General features: G+C 73.0%; 10 protein-coding genes and 1 rRNA gene. 5 read left to right on the top strand and 6 right to left on the bottom strand.

Annotated elements, in window-relative coordinates:
* Positions 1-283: 283 nt before the first annotated feature.
* From E5083_RS29240 to mtnA, 5 genes are all read right to left on the bottom strand, one after another.
* Positions 284-1135, bottom strand: coding sequence for a ComF family protein (locus tag E5083_RS29240; RefSeq protein WP_135788693.1), 852 nt, complete (start codon positions 1133-1135; stop codon positions 284-286).
* A 135-nt stretch (positions 1136-1270) separates the two neighbouring features.
* Positions 1271-3139, bottom strand: a complete 1869-nt coding sequence (locus tag E5083_RS29235) for an LpqB family beta-propeller domain-containing protein (protein ID WP_135788692.1) — start codon at positions 3137-3139, stop codon at positions 1271-1273.
* Complete coding sequence (mtrB, locus tag E5083_RS29230; RefSeq protein ID WP_208754194.1) at positions 3129-5192, bottom strand: MtrAB system histidine kinase MtrB; 2064 nt, start codon at positions 5190-5192, stop codon at positions 3129-3131. The genes E5083_RS29235 and mtrB overlap by 11 nt, the downstream gene beginning before the upstream one ends.
* Position 5193: 1 nt before the next feature.
* Positions 5194-5883 (bottom strand): two-component system response regulator MtrA, encoded by a 690-nt coding sequence (gene mtrA / locus E5083_RS29225; RefSeq protein WP_190045392.1) that lies wholly within the window; start codon positions 5881-5883, stop codon positions 5194-5196.
* Positions 5884-6033: 150 nt separating this feature from the next.
* Entirely contained in the window at positions 6034-7176 is a 1143-nt protein-coding gene (mtnA, locus tag E5083_RS29220; protein WP_135788691.1) for an S-methyl-5-thioribose-1-phosphate isomerase, read from the bottom strand.
* 140 nt (positions 7177-7316) lie between these two features.
* Between mtnA and E5083_RS29215 the strand changes: the two genes are divergently transcribed.
* From E5083_RS29215 to E5083_RS29195, 5 genes are read left to right on the top strand one after another with little or no spacing between them, the layout of a single operon-like run.
* Positions 7317-8678, top strand: a complete 1362-nt coding sequence (locus E5083_RS29215; protein WP_135788690.1) for a DUF7847 domain-containing protein — start codon at positions 7317-7319, stop codon at positions 8676-8678.
* Between the two features lie 4 nt (positions 8679-8682).
* Complete coding sequence (locus tag E5083_RS29210; protein WP_425276763.1) at positions 8683-9414, top strand: DUF4129 domain-containing protein; 732 nt, start codon at positions 8683-8685, stop codon at positions 9412-9414.
* Positions 9411-10586 carry a DUF4350 domain-containing protein gene (locus E5083_RS29205; protein WP_135788688.1) on the top strand — a complete coding sequence of 392 codons (1176 nt, stop codon included), beginning with the start codon at positions 9411-9413 and terminating at the stop codon, positions 10584-10586. The genes E5083_RS29210 and E5083_RS29205 overlap by 4 nt, the downstream gene beginning before the upstream one ends.
* Entirely contained in the window at positions 10586-11575 is a 990-nt protein-coding gene (locus tag E5083_RS29200; RefSeq protein ID WP_135788782.1) for an AAA family ATPase, read from the top strand. Before E5083_RS29205 ends, E5083_RS29200 begins: the two co-directional genes overlap by 1 nt.
* Positions 11575-12885 carry a DUF58 domain-containing protein gene (locus E5083_RS29195; protein ID WP_135788687.1) on the top strand — a complete coding sequence of 437 codons (1311 nt, stop codon included), beginning with the start codon at positions 11575-11577 and terminating at the stop codon, positions 12883-12885. The genes E5083_RS29200 and E5083_RS29195 overlap by 1 nt, the downstream gene beginning before the upstream one ends.
* A 93-nt stretch (positions 12886-12978) precedes the next feature.
* On the opposite strand, the gene rrf is transcribed toward E5083_RS29195, so the two are convergent.
* Positions 12979-13050, bottom strand: a 5S ribosomal RNA gene (gene rrf, locus E5083_RS32275); the annotation flags it as partial.

Genomic DNA, 13050 nt, shown 5'->3' with positions numbered 1-13050 from the left:
TCTCCCTTTCGCACCAGGTCCCGGTGAGCCCCGGAACCTCGGACTCGGTGACTTCCACCTCCTCCTCCCCCATGGGCGAGATCTCCATCCCCGTCGCGCGTGGGTTTGCGGAAAACCCACGGCGCGGCAATCGGATATGAGAGGTGTGGCCTGGGCCTTTCCTCACAACCGAACATATCTCGCCCGGACGGATGTCGTCACCCTCTACTGAGGCGTACCTCCGATCAGGTGAATTACTCCCCTCGCTACCTGCAACGACGCACGTTCTCGGTCGGTTCCCCGCTTATTCGAAAGAATCACGGGGCGCGGCGATCACCGCTGCCCGGACGGCACTTCCGATGATGTTCATCGGCTCCTTTTCCGGTGCCCCATGCACCGACTTTCCTCTCTGCGCTCGCGGCCCGGTCTGTCGTTCCTCCCTACCTTCCCGAGTTGCGCCGCGATACACAGGCATGTCCCGCTCCCACCGTGTTCCGGCCGTCGCGCGCAGGGCACGCGCCGCCTCGGCCAGGCTCGCGCCGGTGGTGATCAGGTCGTCGACGAGCACGACCCGTCCGCCGGCGAGGAGCTGTGCGCCGCCTGCGCGCACCTCCAGCGCTCCCGCGAGGTTCTCCCGGCGCCGCCGGGCGTCCAGCCCCGCCTGGTCGACCACCGGCCTCCGTTGCCGCAGCACGGCGGCCACCCGCGCCGGGACACCGGCCCGCCGCAGCCGCCCGGCCGCCACCAGCGCCATCCGCCGCACCGGATCGTGCCCCCGCCGCCGCACGGCCCAGCGGGCGGACGGCACGGGCACGAGGAGCACCGGCCCCGCGCGTGACTCCGCCGTACTTCGGCCTGGTTCCGCCCCCAGCCCGGCACGCACGGCTTCCGCCAGGGCTCCGCCCAGCGCCCCGGTGAGCGCCAGCGCGCCCCGTTCCTTGTGCGCGAGGAGGAGTGCCCGTACCTCCCGTGCGTAAGGCGCGGCGGCGTGCACCACCGGCAGCCCGGGCGGCTCGGGCACCGGCCGCACCCGGCGCGGCTCCGCCCGCTCCAACAGCGCCCGGCACCGTGCGCACAGCACAGCCGGTGGTGACCCGCAGCCGCCGCACTCGGTCGGCAGCGCCAGGTCGCTGAGGTCCCGCATCCATCCCCGCATGCTCACCACTGTGCCGAGGCCCGGCCGACCCGGCCACCTTTGTGGAAAACACCCCTGTGGACAACCCCGGCCGTGGCCCGACACCCCTCACCCGCACGAGTGAGGAGCGCCGGGAACCCGCAGCTCAGCGGCCTGCTAGCCCGGATAGACCGGCGCCGTCCCGTCCTTGTCCACCTTCTGCCACTGCGCCCCGGACGGCAGCCGGACGATCCCGTCCTCCGAGTAGGCCACCAGCGGTACCCGGTCGTCCTCGGCGGCGGCGATCGCCTTCACCCGCGACAGCGCGGCCGGCGCCGGACCCTCCAGCGCGGAGCCGTCCACCTGCACATAGCGCATCTGGTGCACACCGCCCTGCTCGCGGCCCACCACGACGAGGCGGCTGTCTCCGGCCCAGGACAGCGCGGTGACCTGCTCCATGTCGGGCGCGGCCGGACGCGGGTCGACGACGGCCGGAGGCTCGGCCGGGGTGCTGTCCCCGCTCTGCACGTCGGCGCTCACGCTGTCCCCGCCCTCGATCCGGCCGATGAGCAGCGACTGCTTGTCGCCCTTGGCCGCCACCACCAGCGCGACTCGCGCCCCGTCCGCCGCGACCCGTACGTCCCGGATCGGGCCGGGCAGCTCCGGCAGCGTCACCGCGACCGGCTTGCCGGTGCCCTGCGGGACGACGTAGAGCTGGGGCCGGGCCGGGTTCAGGTCGGCCACCCACAGGTCGCCCCGCGCGTCCCAGCCGGGCCGGCTGAGCCGGGTGTCCGTACCGGGCCCCTGGCTGGTCAGCACCGGCGGCTCCAGCGGGGCGGTGGCGGCCAGCGGGGTCACGTACAGGGACCTGCCGTCCGCGCTGACCCCGGCCGCCGTGCGCTCGTCCCGCGAGACGGCGACCGACCCGAGCTGCTTGGTGCCCTCGCCGAACGCGCCCGGCACCGGGGTGCCGCCGGTACCCGCGCCGGAGGCGGGCAGCCGGGTCAGCCGGTGCTTGCCGTCCAGGTAGTAGAGGTAGTCCGGGCTCTGCGCGGAGGCGTGCCAGGCGACGGAGTCCGCGCGGCTCTCCGTCAGGTCGCACAACTGGACCCCGCCGGGCCCCCGCAGGTCGACCGACTCCAGGGTCGGCGCCAGGTTCCGCAGGGTGAACAGCAGTTGGGTCGCCATCTCCGTGCACCGCGCCGGGCCCACATGGGCCGCCTTGGCGTTCAGCGGCACGGTCAGCCGGTTCTCGTCGTCCGGGGCCAGCCCGGTGGTGTCGTCCTTCAGCGCCGTACCGGTCGGGAAGCTGGACCTGACCACCGGGCCGAGCCAGGTGGTGGGCCCGCTCAGCAGGGAGCGCACCAACTGGGTCATCGGGTCGACCTTGCTGCGCATGAACACCGGGTCGGCCACCGCCACGGGGTCCCCGGTCGTCCCTGCCCTGGTGTGGTTGGCGAAGTAGTACTTATCGACGGACGTGTAGTTGCGCTGGAAATCCGACTTACCCATGACCACACCGTCGGGCGGGGCGTCGATGCGCCACTGCCCGCTCTTGGGGTCCTGGATCAGATGCACCTTGGCGCGGTAGTCGCCGTGCGCCGGGGCGTACGCCTGCTGATCGTCCACCGTGGCCACCCGCTCGCCGGCCAGGGCGTAGGTGCGCCCGGTGTTGGGCTCCCGGCCGGCCGGCGGGGTCTCGGCCATGATGCCGGGCCCGTCCGCGAGCACGGTGGCCGACCGCTCCGGCCGCCAGGCGCGCGCCGCCTGGGCGGTGAGGTACTTGCGCGCCGTGTCGTAGTGCGGATCGTCGCTGGTCAGCGCCTCCAGGAAGCCCTGCATGATCTCGCTGGGGGAAGCCCCCTCGGCGGGCGGCACGGCGAAAACCCGTACCCCCGTGTCCTGGCGCGGCGTGGACTCCACGTTGCGCAGATCCCCGCTGTCGGGCATCGAGGCGCAGCCGCCGAGCAGTACGGCCCCGCAGACCGCGTATGTCACCGCGCGCCCCGGCGTACGCCGGGCGCCCCCCTCGCGGTCAGCGACCACGGAACGCCTCCCCTGCCTCGGTCGAGTCCTGCCCGGCCGGTTCCGGGCGGGAGTCGGGCACCTGGGTGCCGGTCCTGTCGTCGGGCCGCCGTCCGCCGTTCGCGGGCCGGGGCACCACACGGTTGCCGTTGCCGTTGCCGGGCAGCGCCGTCGGGTCGGCCACCGGCGCGGCGCCCTGGCGCGGCGGGAGCGCGGACGCGTTGCCGCCGTTCTGCTGCACCGGGACCGTCGCCAGCTTCTCCGCTCCCCCACGCGGAGTACCGCCGTCGTCCAGGCCCCGGTTGCGGCGCGAGTCCTTGGGCTCCAGCGGTATCGGCGAGCCCCGCAGCGGCTCGTCGGCGGTACGCGGCAGGGTCAGCCGGAACTGCGAGCCGCCGCCCGGCTCGCCCCACGCCTGGAGCCAGCCGCCGTGCAGCCGGGCGTCCTCCAGCGCGATGGACAGCCCGAGACCGGTGCCGCCGGTGGTACGCGCGCGTGCCGGGTCGGCCCGCCAGAAACGGCTGAAGACGCGGGTGGCCTCACCGGGCTTGAGCCCGACGCCGTAGTCCCGCACCGCGACGGCGACGGCGCCGCCCGCGCTGGCCAGCTTGACCACCACGTCCTTGCCGTCACCGTGCTCGACGGCGTTGACCACGAGGTTCCGCAGCACCCGCTCCACCCGCCGGGCGTCCGCCTCGGCGACGACCGGCTGCAGATCACCCACGACGCGGATACGGCTGCCCTTGCGCTCGGCGAGCGGCTCCGCCCCGCCGACGACCCGCCGTACGACCTCCCTGAGGTCGATCGGCTCGGCCTCCAGCGCGGCCGCGCCCGCGTCGAACCGGCTGATCTCCAGCAGGTCCGCGAGCAGCGACTCGAACCGGTCGAGCTGGTCCGCGAGGAGCTCGGCGGACCGCGCGGTCATCGGGTCGAAGTCCGCGCGCGCCTCGTGGATGACGTCGGCGGCCATACGGACGGTGGTCAGCGGGGTACGCAGCTCGTGCGAGACGTCGGAGACGAACCGCCGCTGCATCCGCGAGAGGTCCTCGAGCTGCTGGATCTTGAGCTGGAGGTTCTGCGCCATCTTGTTGAAGGCTTCGCCCAGGCGCGCGATGTCGTCCTCGCCGGTGACCTTCATCCGCTCCTGGAGCCGCCCGGCGGACAGCCGCTCGGCGATCCCGGCCGCCATCCGCACCGGCGTGACGACCTGCCGCACCACCAGCCACGCGATCGCCCCGAGCAGCACGACCACGAAGAGCCCGGCGGTCGCCAGCGTGCCCTTGACCAGGCTGAGCGACTTCTCCTCCTGCGTGAGCGGGAAGAGGTAGTACAGCTCGTACGGGTGCCCGTTGGGGTCGTTGACCTGCTTGCCGATGACCAGCGCGGGCTGGGAGTCCTTGCGGTTGCTGTAGACGATCCGGGTGTAGCTCTGCGCGGCGGCCGTGCTGGAGCTGCTGTTGACCCGGTCGCGCAGGCTCGCCGGCACGCTCTCGGCCGGGCTGACGTACCCGGAACCACGCGGGCTGCGGCCGCCGCCGCTGTCGTCGCCGACGGGCAGCGTGACCACGTCGAAGGCGCCCGAACCGCCGCTGGACAGCGACTCCACGAGGTCGCTCATCCACTGGATGACGTTCTGGGACTGCTGGCCGTCGGTGCCGTTGCCGCCCGTGCTGCCGTGGGTGGCGGCCGCGGTCTCGTCCGCGCTCTGCCGGGCCACGGCGAAGCCGCCGGTGGCCTGGCTCTGCGACGCCTTGACCTTCGCGTCCAGCAGCCCGTTGCGCACCTGGCCGATGACGACGAAGCCGAGCAGCAGCACGACCCCGAGCGACATCAGCAGGGTGGTGGCGACGACCCGGAGCTGGATGTTGCGCCGCCACAGCCGCATGACGGGCAGCAGCGGACGGCGCACCCAGCGGATGAACAGCCGGACGACCGGACTGCCCTGGACACCGCCGCTCAAGAGGGCGGCGGTGAAGGGGCGGCCTCGGTGCGGATTCCCCGCACCGCGGCCGGACGCACGTCCCGGACCGGCGCCGGGCCGGCCGGGAGCCGAAGCGGCGCTGTCCCCGGACATGTCAGCTCGGTCCGGCCTTGTAGCCGACACCTCGGACGGTCACCACGATCTCCGGCCGCTCCGGGTCCTTCTCGACCTTGGAACGCAGCCGCTGCACATGCACGTTGACCAGGCGGGTGTCGGCGGCGTGCCGGTAACCCCAGACCTGCTCCAGCAGCACCTCACGGGTGAACACCTGCCACGGCTTGCGCGCGAGCGCGACGAGCAGGTCGAACTCCAGCGGGGTCAGCGCGATCGACTGCCCGTTCCGCTTCACGGAGTGCCCGGCCACATCGATCACCAGGTCACCGATGGTGAGCTGCTCCGGCGCCGGCTCCTCCGACCTCCGCAGCCGCGCCCGGATACGGGCCACCAGCTCCTTCGGCTTGAACGGCTTCACGATGTAGTCGTCCGCGCCCGACTCCAGGCCCACGACGACATCGACGGTGTCGCTCTTGGCGGTGAGCATCACGATCGGCACCCCGGACTCCGCCCGGATCAGGCGGCACACCTCGATGCCGTCCCTGCCGGGCAGCATCAGGTCCAGCAGCACCAGATCGGGCTTGGACTCCCGGAAAGCGGCCAGCGCCTTGTCCCCGTCGGCTACGAAAGACGGCTCAAAACCTTCACCACGCAGCACGATGCCGAGCATCTCGGCCAGTGCGGTGTCGTCGTCGACGACAAGGACTCGTCCCTTCATAAACGACATCATCCCATTCTCATAACGACGACAGAGCCGCAGGTGAGGCACGTCACTGGCCTGTGACGATAGTCGTACGGGGCGGTCACTGTCTGCCCCTGTCGCGCAGGGGGCGGCTGCCGGGGCCGATCGGGCGGGCGGCTCCGGCAGCCGGTGCGGGGCTCAGGCGGTCGGCGTGGCCCGGGACCTCGCGCACAGCGCCGCCAGTGCCTCGGGGGTCACGGGAGAGACGGTGCCCTCCTCGGTGACGATCGCCGTCACCAGTTCGGGCGGTGTCACGTCGAACGCCGGGTTGTACGCCTGCGTGCCCAGCGGCGCCAGCGGCACCCCGCCGCCTCCGCCCACCGCCGACGCCTGGGGCGTGAGGATCTCGGTCACCTCGAAGCCCGGCCGCTGCTCGACCTCGATGGACGCCCCGTCCGGGGTGTCCGGGTCGATCGTGGTCACCGGCGCCACCACGATGAACGGCACGTGGTGGTAGCGCGCCAGCACCGCCAGCGGATAGCTGCCGACCTTGTTCGCCACCGAGCCGTCGGCCGCGATCCGGTCCGCGCCGACCAGCACCGCGTCCACCTCCCCGGCCGCGAACAGCGACCCGGCCGCGCTGTCCGTGAGCAGCGTGTACGCCATCCCGCTGCGCGCCGCCTCCCACGCCGTCAGCCGCGCCCCCTGCAACAGGGGGCGCGTCTCGTCCACCCAGAGCCGCCGCAGCCGCCCCACCCGGTGCGCGGCCAGCGCCACCGCGAACGCCGTGCCCTCCCCGCCCGACACCAGCGCACCGGTGTTGCAGTGGGTCAGCACCCGGTGGCCGCCGCCCGGCATCAGCTCGTCCAGCAGCGCCAGACCGTGCGCGGCCATCCGCGCGCTCGCCTCCGCGTCCTCCCGGTGCAGCGCCTGCGCCGACGCGAGCGCCGCCGTGGCGGCCGCCGTCGGATCGCCGGTCGCGGCCAGCGCGTCCCGGTACGCGGCCAGGGCCCGGCGCACCCCGACGGACAGGTTCACCGCGGTCGGCCGGGCACTCTCCAGCGCCTCGGCGGCCTCATCCACGTCGAAGCCGCGCGCGGCGGCCAGCGCGACGCCGTACGCGCCCGCGATGCCCAGCACCGGCGCGCCGCGCACCGCGAGCGAACGGATCGCCTCCACCAGCGCGGACGCGTCCGTGCACACCAGCTCGACCTCCTCGGACGGAAGCCTGGTCTGGTCGAGAAGGATCAGTACGGGTCCTTCGGGTGGTTCCTCCCATCGGATGACCGGTATCTCGCTCGGCCGCTTGTCCTCACCGGGTCGCGCCTGCTGATCAGCCATGCGGTGAGTCTGCCCCGTATCCGGCGGAGAATTGATGGAGTACGGGGCCCACCGCAGCAGGTCACACCGTGACCTGGCCATGGCACGATGGCTGCCAACCTGCCGCCGCGACCGCGGACGGGCACCGTGAAGGAGCTTCGATGAGTGACACGCCGGGCTGGGCTTCGCCCGGACCCGACCCGTCGTCCGAGGAACGGCAGACCGGCGCGGCCGGCGCGGCCGAGCCCACGCCCACCGACCAGCCCGCGCACGCCGCACCGGCGGCGCAGCCGGGCGAGGCTCCGCAGAGCCCGGACGCGAAGATCTCGGACGCGAAGGACCCGGAGGCTCCCCAAGCGAAGTGGGCCGAGGGTCAGCCGCCGCCCGGACAGTGGTCGGCGCCCACCGGCGCGCCCGCACCGGGCCAGGCACCCCCGCCGCCACCACCGGGCGCGGGCTGGGGCGGCCAGCCGCCCGCCGGGTGGGGCGGCCCGCCGGCCTGGGGCAACGGCTGGGGCGGTCCCCCGCCCGCCGCGAAGCCCGGTGTCATCCCGCTCCGCCCGCTCAGCATCGGCGAGATACTCGACGGCGCCATCTCCACCATGCGCGCCTACTGGCGCACCGTCCTCGGCATCTCGCTGACGGTGGCGGTCCTCACCGAGCTCTGCGCTCTCCTCCTCCAGGGCGTTCTCCTGAAGGACACGACCAGCACGCTCAGCGACCCCGATGTGACCCCGACCGAAGCGCTGCGCTCCCTCGGCTCGATCACGGCCGGTGCGCTGCTCGTCGGCGTGGTCTCCGTGGTCGGCACCATCGCGGCCACCGCGCTGCTGACGACCGTGACCAGCCGCGCCGTCCTCGGCAAGCCGATCACCATCGGCGAGGCGTGGCGCGAGTCCCGAGGCCAGCTCCTCAAGCTGCTCGGCCTCCTCATGCTGCTGGCCCTCATCACCGGCGGCGTCCTGGTCGTCGGCGCGCTGCCGGGCCTCGTCGTGGGGCTCGTCGCGGGCTTCGACGCCCCTGCCGTCATCCTGCTCGTCCTGGGCATCCTGGCGGCCGTCGTCGTCATGATCTGGCTCACCGTCCGCTTCTCCCTCGCCTCGCCCGCGCTGATGCTGGAGCGGCAGGGCGTGTGGAAGTCGCTGAGCCGGTCGGCCAAGCTGGTCCAGGGCTCCTGGTGGCGCGTCCTCGGCGTGCAGTTCCTCGCCGGGCTCATCGCCAACATGGTCTCCTGGATCGCGGTGATCCCCTTCACCGTCATCGCGTTCGCCGTCAACGGCGAGAAGATGACCGCCCTGATGGGCACCGGCGCCCAGCCGGCCGGCTGGTCGTTCCTGCTCATCACCGGCATCGGCTCGGTCATCGGCGCCACGCTCACCCTGCCGGTCAAGGCCGGGGTCACCGTGCTCCTCTACATCGACCAGCGCATCCGCCGCGAGGCCCTCGACCTCGAACTGGCCCGCGCCGCCGGTGTCCAGGGCTACACCCCCGGCGCCACGCCCGGCCCGGTGCCGGGGAGCTGATGCGGTGAGCATGACGGGGGGAGTTCTCACGGCGGCGTCGGCCATGTCCGGCGCCGCCCGCCTCACCACCTTCGCGTCGCGCGGCTCCGGCGACGAGCCGCCCGTGACCGTCCCGCGCGATCCCGCCCGCGAGGCGGCCCGCCGGGAGCTGGCCAAGCGGATGTACCACGAGAACGACCCCAGTCTGTTCCAGCGCGCCCTGAACGCGTTCTGGGAGTGGCTCGGCAAGCTCCTCGCCAAGGCCGCCTCGGCGACACCGGGCGGCTCGCTCGGCCTCCTCGTCGTGGTCCTGTGCGTCATCGCCGTCCTGGCCGCCCTGTGGTGGCGGCTGGGCACCCCACGCCGCAGCCCCGTCGCGACCGCCCCGCTCTTCGACGAACGCCCGCGCACCGCCGCAGAACACCGGGCCGCCGCCGAGGCGCACGCCGCCCAGGGCCACTGGAACCAGGCGGTCCAGGAACGCATGCGGGCCATCGTCCGCGCTCTGGAGGAACGCGCCCTGCTCGACGTACGCCCCGGCCGCACCGCCGACGAAGCCGCCGCCGAGGCCGGCCGCACCCTCCCCGCCCACGCGGACGGACTCCTCGCGGCGGCCCGCCACTTCGACGACGTCACATACGGCGGCCGCACCGCCGACCAGCAGACGTACCAACGCGTCACCCAACTCGACAGCGGCCTCGAACGCGCCCGCCCCACCCTGGTGAACAGCGCCGCTCCCGACGGGAAGACCGGATGACCACCTCGTCCGCCCTCACCGTCCGTCAGATCTGGACCCGCAACCGGGGCATCGCCCTTGCCGTCGTCCTGCTGCTGGTCGGCGCCGTCGCCATCGCCGTCATCCGCTCCCAGACCAAGCACGGCGACCTCGACCCCCGCTCGGCCGACCCCCGCGGCAGCCGGGCCGTCGCCGAACTCCTCGCCGACCGAGGGGTCACCACCCGCGTGGTCACCACCGTCGACGCGGCACGCAGGGCCGCCGGCCCGGACACCACCCTCCTGGTCGCCGTACCCGACCTGCTGAGCCACCGCCAGCAGTCGCGGCTCGCCAAGGCCACGGCGTCCTCCGGCGGCCGCACCGTGCTCGTCGCCCCCGGCGACTGGTCCGTCGGCCGCCTCGCCCCCGGCGTCACCGCGAGCCCCGTCACCACCCTCGAGACCACACTCGACCCCGACTGCACCCTCCCCGAGGCCCGCCGGGCGGGCAGCGCCGAGACCGGCGGCATCCGCTACCGCACCACCGCCGACGACGCCGACACCTGCTACCCCAGCGAACGCCGCGCCACCCTCCTCCGCCTCCCGGCGACCTCGGGCACCGGCGACACCGTCCTCCTGGGCGCGCCCGACATTCTCCTCAACAACCGTCTCGACAAGCAGGGCAACGCCTCGCTCGCCCTGCAACTCCTCGGCTCCCGGCCTCATCTGGTCTGGTACCTCCCCTCGCTCGCCGACTCCTCCGCCACCGACACCGGCCGCAAAAGCCTCTTCGACCTGCTCCCCTCGGGCTGGCTCTGGGGCACCCTGCAACTGTTCGTCGCAGCGGTACTCGCCGCCTTCTGGCGCGGCCGCCGCTTCGGCCCCCTCGTCCCCGAGAGGCTGCCCGTCGTCATCCGCGCCTCCGAGACCACCGAGGGCCGCGCCCGCCTTTACCGCAAGGCCGACGCCCGCGACCGCGCCTCCGCCGCCCTGCGCTCCACGGCCCGCACCCGCCTGGCCCCGCTCGTCGGCGTCCCCGCCGCCCAGGCGCACACCCCCGAAGCCCTGCTCCCCGCCCTGTCCGCGCGTCTCCCCGACAGCGGCGAACAGGCCCTGCACTCCCTCCTCTTCGGAGCGCCGCCCCGCGACGACGCGGCCCTCATCGCACTCACCGACCGACTCGACGCCCTCGAAAGAGAGGTACGCCGTTCATGATGGCCCCGACCACTGACAGCGCCGGGAACACCGAGGACGCGGCCGCCGCCCGTGCCTCACTGGAGACCCTGCGCACCGAGATCGCCAAAGCCGTGGTCGGCCAGGACCCCGCCGTCACCGGCCTCGTCGTCGCCCTGCTGTGCCGGGGCCACGTCCTTCTCGAAGGCGTCCCCGGCGTCGCCAAGACCCTCCTGGTCCGCGCCCTGGCCTCGGCACTCGAACTCGACACCAAGCGCGTCCAGTTCACGCCCGACCTCATGCCGAGCGATGTCACCGGCTCCCTCGTCTACGACACCCGCACCGCCGAGTTCTCCTTCCAGCCCGGCCCCGTCTTCACCAACCTCCTCCTCGCGGACGAAATCAACCGCACCCCGCCCAAGACCCAGTCCTCCCTCCTCGAAGCCATGGAGGAACGCCAGGTCACCGTCGACGGCATGCCGCGCCCCCTCCCCGAACCGTTCCTGGTCGCGGCCACCCAGAACCCGGTCGAGTACGAGGGCACCTATCCCCTCCCCGAGGCCCAACTGGACCGCTTCCTGCTGAAGCTGACGATCCCGCTGCCCTCCCGCGAGGACGAGATCGACGTCCTGACCCGCCACGCCTCGGGCTTCGACCCCCGCGACCTGCGAGCAGCGGGTGTACGCCCTGTCGCCGGCCCGGCCGACCTCGAGGCCGCCCGCGCCGCCGTGGCCGAGACGACCGTCTCCGCCGAGATCACGGCCTACGTCGTGGACATCTGCCGCGCCACCCGCCAGTCCCCCTCACTCACTCTGGGCGTCTCCCCCCGAGGCGCCACCGCACTGCTCGCCGCCGCCCGCGCCTGGGCCTGGCTGACGGGCCGTGACTACGTCACTCCCGACGACGTGAAGGCTCTGGCGCTGCCCGCCCTCCGGCATCGGGTCCAACTGCGCCCGGAGGCGGAGATGGAGGGCGTGACCGCCGACTCGGTCATCAACTCGGTCCTCGCCCAGGTCCCGGTACCCCGCTGATGCCGCTCACCGGACGCGCCGCCCTCGTCGCGGCCCTCGGCTCCCTCCCCGTCGGCCTGCTGGAGCCCAGTTGGACGGGCCTCCTCGCGGTCAACGGCTCACTGGCGCTGGCCTGCGCCTGTGACTTCGCGCTCGCGGCGCCCGTACGACGCCTTGTCCTCACTCGCTCCGGCGACACCTCCACTCGTCTCGGCGAAACCGCCGACATCACTCTGACCGTCACCAACCCGTCCCGCCGCCCGCTGCGGGGACGGCTGCGGGACGCGTGGCCACCCAGTAGTTGGAAATTGGGCACCGAGGTCGAGGGCTCCCGGCACCGTCTGGACATCCCGGCCGGCGAACGACGCCGTGTGACAAGCCGGTTGAGCCCCACCCGCCGCGGGGACCGCCAAGCCGACCGCGTCACGATCCGCTCCTACGGGCCCCTCGGGCTGTTTTCCCGTCAGGGCACCCACCGAGTGCCCTGGTCACTACGGGTTTTGCCCCCTTTCACCAGCCGAAAGCATCTCCCGTCGAAACTCGCTCGATTGCGTGAACTAGACGGTAGGACAACCGTTCTGACACGCGGTGAAGGCACCGAATTCGACAGCCTCCGCGAGTACGTCCCCGGCGACGACACCCGCTCCATCGACTGGCGAGCCACCGCCCGCCAGTCCGCCGTCGCCGTACGCACCTGGCGCCCGGAGCGCGACCGGCGCATCCTGCTGGTCCTCGATACCGGCCGCACCTCGGCCGGTCGCGTCGACGACGTACCCCGCCTGGACGCCTCGATGGACGCGGCCCTCCTCCTGGCGGCTCTCGCCTCCCGCGCCGGCGACCGCGTGGACCTGCTCGCTTACGACCGACAGGTACGCGCCCTGGTCCAGGGCAAGTCCGCCGGCCAGCTCCTGCCGTCCCTCGTCACGGCGATGGCCACGCTGGAGCCGGAACTGGTCGAGACCGACGCCCGAGGTCTCACGGCAACCACCCTGCGTACGGCACCGCGCCGCTCGCTGATCGTCCTGCTGACATCGCTCGACACGGCCCCCGTCGAGGAGGGCCTGCTGCCGGTGCTCCCCCAGCTCACTCAGCGCCACACGGTCCTAGTGGCCTCGGTGGCCGACCCGCATATCGCGCGCATGGCACAGGGCAGAGGAAACATCGACGCGCTGTATGAGGCCGCGGCGGCGGCGCAGGCTCAGCATGAACGGGAGCGCACGGCCGAGCAGCTTCGTCGCCATGGGGTGACGGTCGTGGACGCGACGCCGGAGGAACTTGCTCCCGCATTGGCCGACGCCTATCTGGCACTGAAAGCGGCGGGCCGTCTCTGAGGCGTATTCACGCTTCCCCCTCTTCGGAGGGAAAACTGCCCTGAACGCAGAAAACCCCCGCACCGTATGGTGCGGGGGTTTCCCTTAAAATTAGTTCGGCGGCGTCCTACTCTCCCACAGGGTCCCCCCTGCAGTACCATCGGCGCTGTGAGGCTTAGCTTCCGG

The organism is Streptomyces bauhiniae (assembly GCF_004784475.1).
GTDB lineage: Bacteria > Actinomycetota > Actinomycetes > Streptomycetales > Streptomycetaceae > Streptomyces > Streptomyces seoulensis.
The sequence above is the reverse complement of the archived record's forward strand: the minus strand, read 5'-3'. Positions and strand labels throughout refer to the sequence as shown.

Coding starts and splice junctions, on each gene's coding strand:
- E5083_RS29240 (WP_135788693.1), bottom strand. CDS start 1,135: ATGCGGGGATGGATGCGGGACCTCAGCGACCTGGCGCTGCCGACCGAG.
- mtrB (WP_208754194.1), bottom strand. CDS start 5,192: ATGTCCGGGGACAGCGCCGCTTCGGCTCCCGGCCGGCCCGGCGCCGGT.
- mtrA (WP_190045392.1), bottom strand. CDS start 5,883: ATGATGTCGTTTATGAAGGGACGAGTCCTTGTCGTCGACGACGACACC.
- mtnA (WP_135788691.1), bottom strand. CDS start 7,176: ATGGCTGATCAGCAGGCGCGACCCGGTGAGGACAAGCGGCCGAGCGAG.
- E5083_RS29215 (WP_135788690.1), top strand. CDS start 7,317: ATGAGTGACACGCCGGGCTGGGCTTCGCCCGGACCCGACCCGTCGTCC.
- E5083_RS29205 (WP_135788688.1), top strand. CDS start 9,411: ATGACCACCTCGTCCGCCCTCACCGTCCGTCAGATCTGGACCCGCAAC.
- E5083_RS29200 (WP_135788782.1), top strand. CDS start 10,586: ATGGCCCCGACCACTGACAGCGCCGGGAACACCGAGGACGCGGCCGCC.
- E5083_RS29195 (WP_135788687.1), top strand. CDS start 11,575: ATGCCGCTCACCGGACGCGCCGCCCTCGTCGCGGCCCTCGGCTCCCTC.